A 14,686-nucleotide genomic window follows, 5' to 3' on the forward strand; every position below is an offset into this window, starting at 1 on the left:
TCAGCAGGAACGCGCCACTCTGGCATATGCCACAGTCATGACCCGGCGCCACTGCCTCGGAGATTGCCGTTGGCGATCACCGGGCTTCACAAGACGGCGCTGAGAAATTCCCTCGTCCTGTCCTGCTCCGGATCACCGAAGATCTTTTCGGGTGTCCCGGATTCGATGACACGCCCGGAGTCGAACATCAACACCTGGTCCGATATGTCCCGAGCGAAGTTCATCTCGTGGGTGACGCAGAGCATGGTGATGTCCGTGGAGCGGGCGATGTCGCGCAGGACGTCCAGCACTCCGGCGACGAGCTCCGGGTCGAGGGCGGAGGTCACCTCGTCGAGCAGCAGCACCTGCGGGCGCATCGCGAGCGCGCGGGCGATCGCGACGCGCTGCTGCTGCCCGCCGGACAGCTGTGTCGGGTACGCGTCGCAGCGGTCGGCGAGGCCGACCATGTCGAGCAGCTCGCGGGCCCGCTCCTCGGCCTCGTCCTTCGACAGGCCGAGGACGGTGACCGGCGCCTCCGTGATGTTGCGCAGCACCTTCATGTTCGGGAAGAGGTTGAACTGCTGGAAGACCATCCCGATGTTCTTGCGGACCTCTCGGATGTGCTTCTCGCCGGCCGGGACCAGCTTGCCGTTCTTCTCCTCGTGCGTGAGGTAGTCGCCGTTGACCTTGATCGTGCCCTCGTCGGGGCGGGTCAGGGTCATCAGCAGCCGCAGGATCGTCGTCTTGCCGGAGCCCGACGGGCCGATCAGCGTGACGTGCTTGCCGGAGGCGACCGAGAAGTCGAGCTCGTCGAGCACCGTGTTGGTGCCGAACCGCTTGGTGACCTTGTCGAAGCGGATCAGCTCGCTGCCGTCCACGGGCGGGTTGGCCAGATTCTCTGCGAGGGGATTGGTGTCAGCGGACAAGGCGTCGCTCCAGGGATCGGAGGAGAAGGGAAGCCGGGTAGGCGATGACGATGAAGGCGATGCCGACCACCGTCAGCGGCTCGGTGTACTGGAAGGTCGCCGCGCCATCCAGACGCGCCTGCTGCAGCAGCTCCAGCACACCGATGGACATCAGCAGCGGGGTGTCCTTCAGCATGGCGACCACGTAGTTGCCCAGTGCCGGGACCACGCGGCGGAAGGCCTGCGGCAGGATCACGGCGAACCAGGTGCGGCGCGCGGGCAGGCTGAGCGCCGTCGCGGCCTCCCATTGGCCGACGGGCACCGCCTCGATGCCGGCGCGGTAGACCTGCGCGGTGTACGTCGAGTAGTGCAGGCCGATCGCGACGACGCCGGTGGTGAGGGCCGAGAACTGGATGCCCCACTCGGGCAGCACGAAGTACAGGAAGAACAACTGCACCAGCAGCGGTGTGTTGCGGATGAACTCCGTGATCAGGCCCACCGGCCACCGTACGAAGCGGGTCGGTGCGCGGAAGGCGATCGCCCAGACCAGGCCCAGCGTGAAGGAGATGAGGGAGCCGAGCACCAGGGCCTGCAGCGTCGTGAGGACGCCGTCCCAGAACTTCGGCAGGAAATCGGCGACGGCCGACCAGTCCCAGTTCATGAGGCACCTCCGCCGCGGGTGATGGGCTCGAGTTCACGCGCGGGGCCGCCCGGGCGCCGCAGCGACAGTCCCTTGAGGGCCGGCTCGGACTTCTGCCCGATACCGGCCTTGGCCTTGCGCTCCAGGGCGCGCATGCCGCGCGTGAGCAGGAACGCGAGCACGAAGTAGATGACGAGGGAGACCGTGTAGATCTGCGCGCTGTCCTGCGTGGCCAGGCGCACCAGGTACGCGGCGAAGGAGACGTCCCCGATGCCCAGCAGGGACACCAGCGCGGTGCCCTTGAGCAGCTCGATCAGCAGATTGCTGAACGGCGGGATCATCTCCGGCACGGCCTGCGGCAGCAGGATCAGCCGCATCCGCTGCCACGGCGTGAAGCTGAGCGCGACCCCCGCCTCGCGCTGAGCCGGCGACACCGCGTTCAGCGCGCCGCGGACGATCTCCGCGCCGTACGCCCCGTACGACAGGCCGAGCGCGAGGACGGCCGCCCACATGGGGACCAGCTGCCAGCCCGCGAGCGGCGGCAGCACGAAGAACATCCAGAACATCAGCACCAGGGCCGACGTGCCGCGGAAGACCTCCGTGTAGAAGCCCGCGAGGAAGCGGACGGCCTTCGAGCGGTGCGTGCGGGCGGCGCCGACGGCGAAGGCGACCACGGCGGCCAGCGCCGCGCTGTAGACGGTCAGCTGGATGGTGATCCAGATGCCCGGAAGGACCCAGTTTTCCCACAGTCCGGTGGTCATACGGCGCAGAGCTCCTTCGCCGTCATCGTGGTCATCTCCTTCTCGGTGAACCCGAAGGGCCGCAGGATCCGGAGGAGTTCGCCACTTGCCTTCATCTTGTGGATCTCCCGGTTGAAGGCGTCGCGCAGCTCCGTGTCCACGGGACGGAAGGCGAAACCGCCGCCGTCGATCTTCTTCTTGCCGTCGACGAGCGGCGCGAAGGGCGCGGTCACCTCGGCCTTCCGGCTCTTCTTGACCACCTCGCGGGTGGTGAGCGCAGTGCCCGCGAAGACGTCGACGCGGCCCGACTCGACGGCGTTCAGGCCGGCCACCTGGTCCTGGAGGATGACGATGTCCTTCTCCGGGTAACCGGCGGAGACGGCGTAGTCGATCTCGGCGTAACCGGTGCCGGTGGCGAACTTCGCCTTGGCCTTCACCACGTCCTCGTACGAGTGCAGGTTCTTCGGGTTGCCCTTGCGGACGATGAACGCGTCGAGCATCTGGTACTCGGGGTCGGAGAAGATGACCTGCTGGCAGCGCTCCTTGTTGATGTACATGCCGGCCGAGACGACATCGAACTGCTGCGAGTTGAGGCCCGGTATGAGGGAGCCGAACTCCGTGGCCACGGGCTGGACGTGGTCGACGCCGAGCCGCTTGAAGATCACTTTGGCCAGTTCCGGCGCCTCACCGGTGAACTGCCCGTCCGTGCCGATGTATCCGAACGGGATCTCTCCCGCGATACCGAGCCGCACCGTGCCCTGCGACCGCAGCCGCGCGAGCGAGTCACCCTCCTGCACGCGGCTGCAGCCCGCGGCGCCTCCCACGGTGGCCGCGGCACCGAGCGCGGCAGCACCTGTCAGCAGGGTCCGCCGTCCTATGTGCCGTCGTTCACCCCGTGATCCACCTCGTCGTTGTTCTCGGTCTCGTCTTGTCGGAGCCATGGGCGCGCGGCTACCCGAGAACATGCGAAGTATTCGGACGAGTTTGCGCCCGTGATCTTTACCCAGGACATGTGCGCGCCGTGTGCTGCGGTCTTGACCGCATGGGGACGATGGGTTCATGACGGATCGCTTCATCGAACTCTCCCTCGCCAAAAGGGGAGTGCACTGCACGGCGAAGCTGCTCGACGACCGGGCGCCGCTCACCTGCGCAGCGGTGTGGGACGCGCTGCCGCTCGGCAGCGACGTCTATCACGCCAAGTACGCCAGGAACGAGATCTACGCCCTCTTCCCGGCCTTCGCCGCCCAGGAGCCCCCACTCGAGAACCCCACCGTGACCCCCATCCCCGGCGACCTCTGCTACTTCTCCTTCTCCGGCACCGAACTGGGCACCCAGGCCTACGGATACGAGCCCGGCACCGACGTCCGGGCCGGCACGACGGTCGTCGACCTGGCCCTGTTCTACGAACGCAACAACCTGCTGCTCAACGGCGATGTGGGGTGGGTGCCGGGGATTGTGTGGGGGCAGGTGGTGGACGGCCTGGACCGGATGGCGGAGGCCTGCAACGACCTGTGGCGGGCCGGGGCACTGGGAGAGACGCTGAACTTCAGAAGGGCGTAGTCACAAGGCCGGCGGAGCCACTCCCGCCGCCCCCGCCTCGTACAGCGCATGCGCGGCCCGCAGGACCACCGCATCCCGGTGCCGCGCGGCAACGATCTGCAACCCGACGGGCAGCCCGGCAGCGTCCAGGCCCACCGGCACGGACGCCGCGGGCTGCTGCGTCAGGTTGAAGGGGTACGTGAAGGGCGTCCAGCCGGTCCAGCGCCGGTGCCCCGACCGGGCCGGCACCTCCACCCCCGCCTCGAACGCCGTCAGCGGTAGGGTCGGGGTGACCAGCAGGTCGTACGTCTCGTGGAAGCGGCCCATCCGGCGGCCCAGGTCCATCCGCACGTCCACCGCCGCCAAATAGTCCAGTGCGCTGTACCCGGCTCCGTACCTGCAGATCTCCTGCAGGCCCGGGTCCAGCAAATCCCGTTGAGCAGCGGAAAGTTGCTCAACCACTCGCGCGGCCCCGCTGAACCACAGCGTGTGGAACGCCTCCACCGGCTCGGTGAAGTCGGGGTCCGTCTCCTCGATGTACGCCCCCAGTTCCGCGAGCCGCTCCACCGCCCTGCGCACCGCGGCCGCGACCCCGGGCTGTACGGCGACCTGGCCGCCGAGCGACGGCGAGTACGCAATACGCAGCCCGCGCACCCCGCCCTCCAGCGCGTCGCGGAAAGTGCCGGAGGCCGGGCCCAGTTGCGACCAGTCGCGCCAGTCGGGACCGCTGATCACATCCATCATCAGCGCCGCGTCCGCCGCGTCCCGGGTCATCGGCCCGACGTGCGACAGCGTCCCGAAGGCGCTCGCGGGGTACAGGGGGACCCGCCCGTACGTCGGCTTCAGGGCGAAGATCCCGCAGAACGCGGCGGGGATGCGTACGCTGCCGCCCCCGTCCGTGCCCAACGACAGCGGCCCGGCGCCGAGCGCCACGGCCACCGCGCTGCCACCGCTGGAGCCGCCCGCGGTGCGCGAGGTGTCGTACGGATTGCGGGTCACGCCGGAGAGGGGTGAGTCCGTGACGCCCTTCCAGCCGAACTCGGGCGTCGTCGTCTTGCCCAGGAAGACCACGCCGTGCTCGCGCAGCCGCGCCACCGAGGGTGCGTCCTCGTCCCACGCGCCCTCGGGGCGGACCGTACGCGATCCGCGCAGCGTGGGGCCGCCGCGGAGCAGCAGGATGTCCTTCACCGAGACCGGTACGCCGTCCAGGAGACCGGCCGGTTCTCCGCGGCTCCAGCGCTGTGCGGACTCCTCGGCCCGCGCGAGCGCGTCGTCCGCGTCCACGCGTACGAAGGCGTTGACCGCGGGCTCCGTCTCCTCGATCCGCCGCAGTGCCGCGCGTGCGGCGTCGACGGGGCTGAACTCTCCCTTGCGGTAGCCGGCGATCAGCTGTGCCGCGGTCAGGTCGGTGAGCTCGGTCATTCGCTCTCCCCAGGGTCGTTGGCGACGGGCGGCGATGGACGGTGCGTGACGATGGACAGCGCTTGATCAAAGCGCTTGATCAACGCCCCGGTACATACCCACGTTTCTTGTCGACCACGTTCAGCAGCGGCCTCCCCGCCTCCCACCGGTCGTACAACTCGACGAACTGAGCCCCGAGCTCGTCCCGCCAGCCGACCGTGTCGCCGCTCATGTGCGGCGAGACGATCAGCCCCGGGGCCTCCCACAGCGGGCTGTCCGGCGGCAGCGGCTCGTGCTCGAAGACGTCGAGGGCGGCGCCCGCGATCCACCGCTTCGACAGCGCCTGGGCCAGGTCCTTCTCGACGACGAGTGCCCCGCGGCCCACATTGATGAACCGCGCTGACGGCTGCATCACGCCGAAGCGCCGCTCGTCGAACATGCCGCGCGTCTCGTCCGTGAGCGGGGCCGCGCACACCACCCAGTCGGCGCGCGCCATCAGCCGGTCCAGGTCCTCCGGGCCGTGGATTCCCGTCCGCGGCGCCCGGCCCACCAGGGCCGTGATCACGCCCAGTGCCTTCAGCGTCCTCTCGATCGCCCGGCCGATCGGGCCGGAACCGACCACGCACGCGCGCGTGCCCGCCACCCGCTGCGTTTCACGGTGGCGCCATGTGCGCTCCCGCTGCAGGTCCCACGTCCCCGGCAGATCCTTGGCCATGGCCAGGACGAGAGCGGCCACGTACTCGGCGATCGGCTGGTCGAAGATGCCGCGCGCGTTCGTCACGACGGTGTCGGACGCTACGAGTTCCGGGCAGAGCACATGGTCCACGCCTGCGCTCGCGGTATGCACCCAGCGCGGCCGCGGCCCCTCGCCGGGCCAGGCGCGGCGTACCGCGTCCGATGTGAAGTCCCACACCAACAGCACGTCCGCGTCCGGAAGTTGCGCGGCGAGCGAGGCCTCGTCGGTATGGACGACCCGGGCGCGTCCGGTCAGCCGTCCCAGCCGCGGCGGCGGCTCGGCGTCCAGGACAAGAAGGGTTACTTCGGACATCGGGGGGAAACCGTTTCGCAATGCCGGTCCGCTTCTCTCGATGGAATGCCTGTGCCGGTCACGGCCGTGACCGGAGTCAGTCGGAGATGTGCGGTCTGTCGTCGGAGATGTGCGGTCTGAGGTGTGCGGATTGACCACGCTGGCACCCGAACCTACCGTCGTCAACACAGGCCCGGCGCCAGCCGCCCGGTCCTGCATCCTCAGTCCCGGTCCTCGCTACCGGTCCACCGACCCTCGGTATCGGTCCACCGACGTTCGGTACCGGTCCCGGGTACCGGTCCTCAGTTGTCCCGACGTCCCGGCATGCGCCGGCTCCCGCTCCTCCTCCCGGCCGACGGGCCCCGGGCCCACGACCGGTCCTTCCTCACACAACTGCTCAGCTTCAGTGAACAGGGGCCTGGTTATGGACGTCTCCTTCCTCGGCGGACCCCGCCCGCAACGCGGTGTCGGTGTCGTCGCCCCCTTCGACTTCGCGCTCGACCGCGAGCTGTGGCGCTGGGTCCCGGACGACGTGTCGCTGCATCTCACCCGTACGCCGTACGTGCCCGTCGAGGTCAGTCTCGACCTGGCGCGGCTGGTCAGCGAGCACGAGACGCTCGGCGAGGCGGTCCGGGCGCTGAGCGCCGCCGAGCCGGAGGTCCTCGCCTACGCCTGCACGTCGGGCAGCTTCGTGGGCGGCATCGCGGGCGAGCGCGCCATGTGCGAGGCGATGACGCGCGCCACGGCCGACGAGGCGCTCCCCGCGCTGACCACCTCGGGTGCGCTGCTCGATGCGCTGGACGAGCTGGACGCCCGGCGCATCGCCCTGGTCACGCCGTACACGGTGTCGGTCACCAGGGCCCTGGAGGAGTACTTGGCCGAAGCGGGCGTGCACGTGACGGGCCGCGCCTGCCTCGGCCTGACCCGGCACATCTGGAAGGTGCCCTACCGCGACGTCGTCGCCATGGCGAGGCATGCTGTACGGGGAGCGGCGGACGCTCTCTTCATCAGCTGCACGAATCTGCCCACGTACGACGTGATCCCCCAGCTGGAGGCGGAGCTCCGGATACCGGTGATCTCGGCCAACCAGGTGACGATGTGGTCGGCGCTGCGCCGTCTGGGTACGCGTGCGGTGGGGCCGTATCAGGCGCTGATCGATCCCGGCGCGAGGCCGGGCGCGGCGCAGCTCGACCCCCCTGCCCTGCCCGACGGACCTCCCCCCTTGCCCTGACGCCAGGGGGCATCCCAGCGAAGGAGGCTGGACGTGACCGCACTCGGATTCCTGTACCCGGGCCACTCCGCCGAGGACGACTACCCGCGCATCGAGCAGCTGCTGGGCAGCGACATCCGCCTCGCGGTGATCCACACGGACATCGGCGAGGACGCCCACCGCGTCGACGCGCTCCTGGAAATGGGGTCGCCGGCGCGGCTCGCGGCCGGAGTCGAGGAGCTGCGGCTGGCCGGCGCCGAGGCGGTGGTGTGGGCGTGCACCAGCGGCAGCTTCGTCCACGGCTGGGAGGGCGCCCAGGAACAGGTGCGGTCGCTGGCTCGGGCGGCGGGCCTGCCCGCGTCCAGCACGTCGTTCGCGTTCGCCCATGCCGTACGGGAGGTGGGTGCGGGGCGCGTCGCGATCGCGGCTACGTACCCGGACGACGTGGCCGCGCTGTTCGCCGCGTTCCTGAAGGCCTCCGGCACGGAGGTCGTCTCCGTGCGGGGGAGCGGCATCATGACGGCGGCCGAGGTCGGCACGTGGGGGCGCGACGAGGTCGGGGAGCTGGCCCGGACGGGCGACCATCCGGATGCGGAGGCGGTCCTGCTCCCCGACACGGCCCTGCACACCGCGGCCCACATCCGCGACCTGGAACAAGAACTCGGCAAGCCCCTCCTCACCGCCAACCAGGTCACGGTCTGGGAGGCCCTGCGCCTGGTCTCACGCCGAGTGAACGCACCGGAGCTCGGAGCGCTGTTCACGAAGGAACCGATCGTGCAGGTGAAGGGCTAGGGCGGGCCGGCGGGAATAACCGGAGCCAACCTCCTGTTAGCACTGCGCGCCCCACGCGACGTACAAAACAGGAGGCACCACCGTGGCAGCGGACGACCCCAGCAAGGCCCGACACGAGATCCGCGGAAACGCCCAGGGCACCGCCCCCGTACCCCTGTCCGTACTGGACCTGGTGACCGTCGGCGCAGGCCGCACCGCCACCGACGCCCTCCGCACCAGCGTCGAGATGTCCCGCCTCGCGGAGACCCGCGGATTCCACCGCTACTGGGTGGCCGAGCACCACTCCATGCCGGGCGTCGCCTCGTCGTCGCCCGCCGTGATCCTCGCCCATCTGGCGGCGCACACGGACCGCATCCGCCTCGGCTCGGGCGGCGTCATGCTCCCGAACCACGCGCCCCTCGTCATCGCCGAGCAGTTCGGCACCCTGGAGGCGATGGCGCCGGGCCGTATCGACCTGGGCCTCGGCCGCGCGCCGGGCACGGACGGCGCGACCGCCGCGGCCCTGCGCCGCACGGACCGCCTCCACGAGGGCGCCGACGACTTCCCCGAGCAGCTCGCCGAGCTGACCCGCTTCCTGGACGACGACTTCCCGGACGGCCACCGGTACACCCGTATCCACGCCGTCCCCGGCCCGGTCCAGGCGACGTCGCCCGGCGGTGTCCAGTCCCCGCACCGGCCCCCGATCTGGCTGCTCGGCTCCTCCGGCTTCAGCGCCCGGCTGGCCGGAGTCCTCGGCCTGCCGTTCGCCTTCGCGCACCACTTCTCGGCGCAGAACACCCTGCCGGCGCTCGACCTGTACCGCGACTCCTTCCAGCCCTCCGAGGTGCTGGACGCCCCGTACGCCCTGATCGGCGTCTCGGCGCTGGCCACGGACGACGAGAAGGAGGCCCGCCGCCAGGTGCTGGCCGCGGCGCTGAACATGGTCCGGCTGCGCACCGGCCGCCCCGGCCTGGTCCCGACCCCGGAGGAGGCCGAGGCGTACTCCTTCAACTCCCTGGAACGCGACTTCATCGACAGCTGGAACGCGAACGTCGTCCACGGCACCGCCGACCAGGTCCGCACCGGCCTCGACGACCTCCAGAAGCGCACCGGCGCCGACGAACTGATGATCACGGCGAACGCACACGGCGGCGACGTACGCGTGCGCTCGTACGAACTGATCGCGGACGCGTACGGGATGCCGCGCGCCTGAACGGACCCCCTGTGGGCAGGCGTTCCGCAGGGCGATGGGGGCACCGTTCATGCCCTTAAGGCGATGGGGGAGGGTGGGCGCAGCCCACGACGGCGGGTGCGCCCTCATGGCAGGGCGCCCCAGTCGCTCCCGTCAAACGCCGGCGTCGGCCAGCAGTTCCGAGATGCGGTCCGGCGTCACCGGGCGGGAGTACAGCCACCCCTGCCCCGTGTCGCAGCCGATGCGCCGCAGCCGGGTCGCCTGCCCGGAGGTCTCCACGCACTCCGCGGTGACCGTAAGCCCCAGCCGGTGGGCGAGCTGCACCAGCGCCTCGACGATGACCTCGTCGGCGGGGTTGGGATGCGTCCCGTCGTCGTACCGGAACCCCCGTACGAACGAACCGTCCAGCTTGAGCACCGACACCGGCAGCCGGCTGAGATACGCGAGGTTCGAGTACCCGGTGCCGAAGTCGTCGATGGCGATCCGCACGCCCATGTCGCTCAGCGCCTGGAGGGCCTGCAGCGGCCGCCCCGCGGAGCCCATCACCGCGGACTCGGTGAGCTCCAGCTGCAGCAGACGCGGGGCGAGTCCCGTGTCCGCGAGGATGTCCGCGACGTCGGCGACCAGGTCGGAGTCCCAGACCTGGCGCACCGCCACATTGACGCTCACGAAGACCGGCTCCACGCCCGGATGGTCCAGCTGCCACTGCCGGGCCTGGCGGCAGGCGGTACGCAGCACCCAGCGGCCGAGCTGGACGATGGAGCCGTCCTCCTCCGCCAGTCCGATGAACCGATTCGGCGTCAACATCCCGAACTGCGGGTGGTGCCAGCGCACCAGCGCCTCGACCCCGTGCAGCTCCCCGTCCTCCATGCTCACCAACGGCTGGTACTCCAGGGCGAACTCACCGCGATCGACTGCGGGCCGCAGCGTGGACGACAGCGCCTGGCGGGTCATCCGGTGGGCGTTGCGCTCGGGGTCGAAGAGCGTCCAGCGGGCCTTGCCGTCCGCCTTGGCCCAGTACAGCGTGGTGTCCGCGGCCTGCATCAGCCCCGTCGCGGTGGTGTCCGCGGCCCGCTGTTCGACGATACCGATGGACGCCGACACGGACAGCCGCTGCCCCGAAAGGTCGAACGGCTCCTGCAGGGCTTTCAGCACGGACTCGGCCAGATCCGCGAGTTGTTCCGTGCCCTTCGAGTCCTCCACGAGCAGCGCGAACTCGTCGCCGCCGAGCCGCGCGACGAGGGGAGTGGCGGCCCGGGCGTAACCGACCTGGTCCGCGCAGCGTGTGAGCCGTTCCGCGACCGCGGCCAGCAGCCGGTCGCCGACCCGGTGGCCGAGCGTGTCGTTGACCGCCTTGAACCCGTCGAGGTCGAGATAGCACAGCCCGATCCGCCCGGCGCCCTCCTCGTACGGGCTCGCCTCCAGGGCCGCCGCCAGGCGCTCGAAGAACAGGGTCCGATTGGGCAGCCGGGTCACCGGGTCGTGCATCTGCAGGTGGCGCATCCGCGCCTGGAGTTCGCGGCGGACGCTGATGTCCCGGACCGAGAGCAGCACCGCACCACCACCACCACCACCGTCGGCGTCCGGCAGCGGCGCGACGGTGATCTGCACCCATACCGAGTGCCCGTCGGGATGTTTGAGGCGGCGGGTGCAGCGCAGCCGGGCGTGCCGGCCGCGCAGGACATCGCGGTACGCATGCCAGGTGCGCGTGTCGGACGCCAGGTCCATGAGGTCCGCCGCGGCCTGCCCGGCCAGGGCCTCGGGGCACCTGCCGAAGAGGGCGGCGAGCGCCTCGTTGGCGGAGCGGACGAGTCCCTCGCGATCGACGACGGCCATGGCGAGCGGGGCGGCGGCGAAGGCGGCGTGCACGACATCGGGGCCTGACTGCAGGGCATCGGGGTCGGCCTGCACGGCATCCGGGTCGCTCTGCACGACATCGCGGTCGACCGGGAATACGCGACGCTGCGTGACGGCAGGCCCGACGAGATCCGCCGCGGGCGCCGGGTCTTCGGATGTTCCGCTCACCGTTCGCTCCCGCAGTGCAGTCGTTCTCGGTCAGGGCCACGGGGCGCTCCCCAAGCCGTTCCTGCTGCGGGGAAGGCGGTCACTGACTGGGGAGGACCGCCCGAGCCCCGGTCCGGGCAGGAAATCGTGCCGATCATAGAGGCTGGCCTCCGGCCCGTTCCAGCCACGTTCCGGCGATACGCCGTACCCCTGCACGACGCCAGATCGTTTTTGCCCAGGCCCGGCCAGGGTTCCTTCGATGGATGACCGCTTGTGACATTGCGTGAACAACCGGGGTGTCGGAGGGCTCACCCGAGTGGTGCAGATAAACAGGGCGAACATCAACAAACCAACCCAGTCTGGGTGGGGTCTCCCGAATTCCCCACCCGGAGGTCGACTTGCCGCGTCAGCTCCCCCTCAGGGGGCTACTGCGCCTCCCCGGGGCTCTGGCATCGGCTGCCGCCGCGGGCCCCCGGGCCCCCCGGCACGGGGGCGACCGGACTCGCCTGCGCAGCACCACGGCCGCTTTCACCTCGCTGACCGCCCTCGCCGCGACCTCCCTGGTGGCCGGCCCGGTGTCCGCCGAACCCCTTGGCGGGCCGTGTGCCCTGGAGCGCACGGCGGCGCACCACTCGGAGGGTGTCGACACCTGGAACTCGGCCTATCCGCGCCCGACCGGCACCCTCGACGCGGTGATGGTCTTCCTCTCCTTCCCGGACTCCACGCCGCGCGTCTCCCCGGCGGCACTGGCCGCCGACTACTTCCCCGCCACCAGCCGCTTCTTCACGCACGCCTCGTACGGCAAGTTCATCCTGCGCCCGCACCCGCAGCCCGCGTGGATCCAGATGCCGCACGCCTCCACCTCGTACGCCATAAAGCGCGACTGGAACGCGTCACGACGCAGCGCCTATCTGCGCGACGCGGTGAACGCGGCCAATCCGCAGGTCGACTTCAGCAAGTACGACATCGTGTACCTCATCGCGGACCCGGATGCGCCGGGCGTCGACTCGGACGCCACGAAGGTGGTCAACTTCGAGCGCCCGCTCAGGGCCGACGGCGCGGATATCAGACGTGTGGTGACGGTCTTCGAGCGGCATCCGCCGGACCGCAACGTGCTGGCCCACGAGACGGGACACGTCTTCGACCTGCCGGATCTCTACCATCGGCCGTCCGACGGCAAGGGCGACTGGGACACGTACGTCGGCGACTGGGACGTCATGGGCAGCCAGTTCGGGCTGGCCCCGGACCTGTTCGGCTGGCACAAGTGGAAGCTCGGCTGGCTCCAGCCGCGGCAGGTCGCGTGCGTGCAGGGGCTCGGCAGCACCCGGCTGACGCTGGAGCCGCTCGCGGAGGGGCCCGAACCCGGCGGCGCGTTGGCCGGTCAGCCGTTCGGTTCCGGAGGCGGCACCAAGCTGGCGGTGTTCCGCACCGGCCGCAGCAGCGCACTCGCCTTCGAGGCCCGCGGGCCGGCCGGCAACGACGACGCGAGCTGCACCGAGGGCATCCTCGTCTACCGAGTCCGCAGCGAGACCGCGTCCGGCGGCGGCCCGGTCGAGGTCGTGGACGCCCATCCGCACTCGGAGTCGTGCTGGAGCGACTCGGTCTACCCGGAGCTGGCGGATGCTCCGGTGCGGCTCGGGGAGACGTTCACGGTGCCGGGCGCGAAGGTACGGGTGGAGGCGGAGGACCGGACGCCGTCGGGAGCGTGGACGGTGAAGATCACGACGGGGTGAGCCGAGTGACTGAAGAGACATATGTGAAAGGCCCCTCGCTCTCGCGAGGGGCCTTTCACCGTCTGTGCGCCGCCAGGGACTCGAACCCCGGACCCGCTGATTAAGAGTCAGCTGCTCTAACCAACTGAGCTAGCGGCGCCTGCTGACGTCGTAGACCTTAGCACCCTGGTCGGCGGGAGGAAAAATCGATAAGCGCAGGGCCGTCCCGGACGCCCGCCCGTCCCCCGCCGCAGCCCTCGGCCGGGCCTTTTCGGGCTGCTCCGCGGTGGTGCGGACCGCCCGCACGACGGCCCAGAGAACGACCTCCGGCCCGGGCAGCCACGGGCGCCGGGTGTCGGGCGCGACGAGCCAGCGGCAGTCGAGCCGGGCGGAGGCGGTCGGCCCGGGTACGAGCGCCGGGACCGTCACCGCGTCCCCGCGGCCGTGGCACAGCAGCGGCGGGACGCCGCGGCAGCGGCCGGCCCACTCCTCCCAGGCCAGCAGCGAGGGCAGCCGCTGGGCCGTTCCCGGCGCGGCGAAGAGCAGCATGCGTCCGCGGTACGCGGCGACGGGGCCCGATCCCGCTCCCTCGTCCCACAACCGGTCCAGCATGCGGCGCCCGAAGACGGCGGGGACGTTCACGACGTCGAACGCCGTACCGCAGGGCACCACGATCGGGACGCCGGGTCGCTCACGCCATAACGCGAGGGTGCTCCGCGGATCGCTGCCTGCTGAGGCGAGCCAGGACGCCCCCTCGGAGGTGACGTCCGAGACATCGAACTGCTCGTGGACGGACAGGGCCAGAGGAAGCTGGTTGCTGCTCATGGCATATGTGTGTACCCGCAGTGAGTGTGACGTTTCGGTTAGTTGCGGGAAACCGGGCCGCGGGCGGGACGAAAGGAGTACTCTGCCCGCGGGCATATGCCGGAAGATCGTGCTCGCGCCTCTTGCCCTCTGAGCAGCCGGACGGGCTCAGGCCTCTGCGTCGGCTCCGCGCAGCAGATCGCGCCCGTACTCGACCATCTTCTTCGCGTAGTCCTCGGTCCACTCGGCGCGAGCGGCGATGTCGGCAGGCGTCAGACGGTCGAAGCGGCGCGGGTCCGCGAGCTGCGCGGCGGCTATTGCCTGGTACTCGACGGCCCGGTCCGTCGCGGCCCGGAAGGCGAGGGTCAGCTCGGTGGCTCGGGACAGCAGCTCCCGAGGATCCTCGATCGACTCCAGGTCGAAGAAGTGCTCCGGGTCGGCGGCCGCCTCCGCAGGTTCGAAGAGCAGCGGCGCGGGGCGCAGCCGCGGCTCGATACGGGGCCGCTCGGGCTCCGCCATGGTTCTCCTCCTCTTATCCGTGGCCCTTGGGGGCCACGTTCCATTGTCCCGTGCCGCGCAAGTAGGCCCCCGGTCCAGGCCGCCGGGTTCCCCCTTGTCGGGGTGAGACTGGTACGCCGGGTTCCCCTGCGGGGTGGCTTTGCGCCCTTCCGCCCCAGCGGAACGATTGCCCACAACGGTGACGGCGGAGCCGCCCGCGCTCCTGCCAGCTGCAAGCGGCAACCGGCCACCGGCCGGAGGTCG

Annotated in this window: 14 protein-coding genes and 1 tRNA gene; 5 read left to right on the forward strand and 10 right to left on the reverse strand. The window is 70.6% G+C overall.

Features of this window, described 5'->3' with window-relative positions; genetic code table 11:
- Window positions 1-86: 86 nt before the first annotated feature.
- From ehuA to ehuB, 4 genes are read right to left on the reverse strand one after another with little or no spacing between them, the layout of a single operon-like run.
- Window positions 87-905 (reverse strand): ectoine/hydroxyectoine ABC transporter ATP-binding protein EhuA, encoded by an 819-nt coding sequence (gene ehuA, locus ABT009_RS01370; RefSeq protein ID WP_502989787.1) that lies wholly within the window; start codon window positions 903-905, stop codon window positions 87-89.
- Window positions 895-1,545: an ectoine/hydroxyectoine ABC transporter permease subunit EhuD gene (gene ehuD, locus ABT009_RS01375; protein ID WP_351288185.1), complete on the reverse strand. Its 651-nt coding sequence runs from the start codon at window positions 1,543-1,545 to the stop codon at window positions 895-897. The genes ehuA and ehuD overlap by 11 nt, the downstream gene beginning before the upstream one ends.
- On the reverse strand, window positions 1,542-2,285 hold the full coding sequence (gene ehuC, locus ABT009_RS01380; RefSeq protein ID WP_351288188.1) for an ectoine/hydroxyectoine ABC transporter permease subunit EhuC: 744 nt from the start codon (window positions 2,283-2,285) through the stop codon (window positions 1,542-1,544). The genes ehuD and ehuC overlap by 4 nt, the downstream gene beginning before the upstream one ends.
- On the reverse strand, window positions 2,282-3,205 hold the full coding sequence (gene ehuB / locus ABT009_RS01385) for an ectoine/hydroxyectoine ABC transporter substrate-binding protein EhuB (protein WP_351288191.1): 924 nt from the start codon (window positions 3,203-3,205) through the stop codon (window positions 2,282-2,284). The genes ehuC and ehuB overlap by 4 nt, the downstream gene beginning before the upstream one ends.
- Window positions 3,206-3,323: 118 nt before the next feature.
- On the opposite strand from ehuB, the gene ABT009_RS01390 reads away from it, so the two are divergent.
- On the forward strand, window positions 3,324-3,824 hold the full coding sequence (locus tag ABT009_RS01390; protein ID WP_351288193.1) for a DUF3830 family protein: 501 nt from the start codon (window positions 3,324-3,326) through the stop codon (window positions 3,822-3,824).
- Here the strand turns inward: ABT009_RS01390 and ABT009_RS01395 are convergent, their stop codons facing one another.
- Window positions 3,825-5,225: an amidase gene (locus ABT009_RS01395; protein WP_351288196.1), complete on the reverse strand. Its 1,401-nt coding sequence runs from the start codon at window positions 5,223-5,225 to the stop codon at window positions 3,825-3,827.
- Between the two features lie 79 nt (window positions 5,226-5,304).
- Window positions 5,305-6,252, reverse strand: coding sequence for a D-2-hydroxyacid dehydrogenase (locus ABT009_RS01400; protein ID WP_351288199.1), 948 nt, complete (start codon window positions 6,250-6,252; stop codon window positions 5,305-5,307).
- A 403-nt stretch (window positions 6,253-6,655) separates the two neighbouring features.
- Between ABT009_RS01400 and ABT009_RS01405 the strand changes: the two genes are divergently transcribed.
- The 3 genes from ABT009_RS01405 (at window position 6,656) to ABT009_RS01415 (ending at window position 9,425) form a co-directional block, all read left to right on the forward strand.
- Window positions 6,656-7,462, forward strand: coding sequence for a maleate cis-trans isomerase family protein (locus ABT009_RS01405; RefSeq protein WP_351288201.1), 807 nt, complete (start codon window positions 6,656-6,658; stop codon window positions 7,460-7,462).
- A gap of 33 nt (window positions 7,463-7,495) precedes the next feature.
- Window positions 7,496-8,233, forward strand: a complete 738-nt coding sequence (locus ABT009_RS01410) for a maleate cis-trans isomerase family protein (RefSeq protein ID WP_351288204.1) — start codon at window positions 7,496-7,498, stop codon at window positions 8,231-8,233.
- Between the two features lie 82 nt (window positions 8,234-8,315).
- Window positions 8,316-9,425: an LLM class flavin-dependent oxidoreductase gene (locus ABT009_RS01415; RefSeq protein ID WP_351288207.1), complete on the forward strand. Its 1,110-nt coding sequence runs from the start codon at window positions 8,316-8,318 to the stop codon at window positions 9,423-9,425.
- Between the two features lie 132 nt (window positions 9,426-9,557).
- On the opposite strand, the gene ABT009_RS01420 is transcribed toward ABT009_RS01415, so the two are convergent.
- Window positions 9,558-11,315 carry a putative bifunctional diguanylate cyclase/phosphodiesterase gene (locus ABT009_RS01420; protein WP_502989800.1) on the reverse strand — a complete coding sequence of 586 codons (1,758 nt, stop codon included), beginning with the start codon at window positions 11,313-11,315 and terminating at the stop codon, window positions 9,558-9,560.
- Between the two features lie 491 nt (window positions 11,316-11,806).
- Here ABT009_RS01420 and ABT009_RS01425 point away from each other — a divergent pair, with 491 nt between their 5' ends.
- On the forward strand, window positions 11,807-13,141 hold the full coding sequence (locus ABT009_RS01425; protein WP_502989788.1) for a M6 family metalloprotease domain-containing protein: 1,335 nt from the start codon (window positions 11,807-11,809) through the stop codon (window positions 13,139-13,141).
- A gap of 65 nt (window positions 13,142-13,206) precedes the next feature.
- Here the strand turns inward: ABT009_RS01425 and ABT009_RS01430 are convergent.
- From ABT009_RS01430 to ABT009_RS01440, 3 genes are all read right to left on the reverse strand, one after another.
- A tRNA-Lys gene (locus tag ABT009_RS01430) sits at window positions 13,207-13,280 on the reverse strand.
- A complete protein-coding gene (locus ABT009_RS01435; protein WP_351288213.1) occupies window positions 13,271-13,945 on the reverse strand; it encodes a bifunctional DNA primase/polymerase in 675 nt (224 codons plus the stop codon). The genes ABT009_RS01430 and ABT009_RS01435 overlap by 10 nt, the downstream gene beginning before the upstream one ends.
- A 147-nt stretch (window positions 13,946-14,092) precedes the next feature.
- On the reverse strand, window positions 14,093-14,443 hold the full coding sequence (locus ABT009_RS01440) for a DUF8844 domain-containing protein (protein ID WP_351288216.1): 351 nt from the start codon (window positions 14,441-14,443) through the stop codon (window positions 14,093-14,095).
- Window positions 14,444-14,686: the final 243 nt, after the last annotated feature.

The organism is Streptomyces sp. NPDC002896, assembly GCF_040295225.1.
Classification (GTDB): Bacteria; Actinomycetota; Actinomycetes; order Streptomycetales; family Streptomycetaceae; genus Streptomyces.

What these genes read in the sequence shown, in the direction of transcription:
- ehuB (WP_351288191.1), bottom strand. Translation starts at nt 3,205, where the DNA reads ATGGCTCCGACAAGACGAGACCGAGAACAACGACGAGGTGGATCACGG.
- ehuC (WP_351288188.1), bottom strand. Translation starts at nt 2,285, where the DNA reads ATGACCACCGGACTGTGGGAAAACTGGGTCCTTCCGGGCATCTGGATC.
- ABT009_RS01395 (WP_351288196.1), bottom strand. Translation starts at nt 5,225, where the DNA reads ATGACCGAGCTCACCGACCTGACCGCGGCACAGCTGATCGCCGGCTAC.
- ABT009_RS01405 (WP_351288201.1), top strand. Translation starts at nt 6,656, where the DNA reads ATGGACGTCTCCTTCCTCGGCGGACCCCGCCCGCAACGCGGTGTCGGT.
- ABT009_RS01440 (WP_351288216.1), bottom strand. Translation starts at nt 14,443, where the DNA reads ATGGCGGAGCCCGAGCGGCCCCGTATCGAGCCGCGGCTGCGCCCCGCG.
- ABT009_RS01435 (WP_351288213.1), bottom strand. Translation starts at nt 13,945, where the DNA reads ATGAGCAGCAACCAGCTTCCTCTGGCCCTGTCCGTCCACGAGCAGTTC.
- ABT009_RS01390 (WP_351288193.1), top strand. Translation starts at nt 3,324, where the DNA reads ATGACGGATCGCTTCATCGAACTCTCCCTCGCCAAAAGGGGAGTGCAC.
- ehuD (WP_351288185.1), bottom strand. Translation starts at nt 1,545, where the DNA reads ATGAACTGGGACTGGTCGGCCGTCGCCGATTTCCTGCCGAAGTTCTGG.
- ABT009_RS01400 (WP_351288199.1), bottom strand. Translation starts at nt 6,252, where the DNA reads ATGTCCGAAGTAACCCTTCTTGTCCTGGACGCCGAGCCGCCGCCGCGG.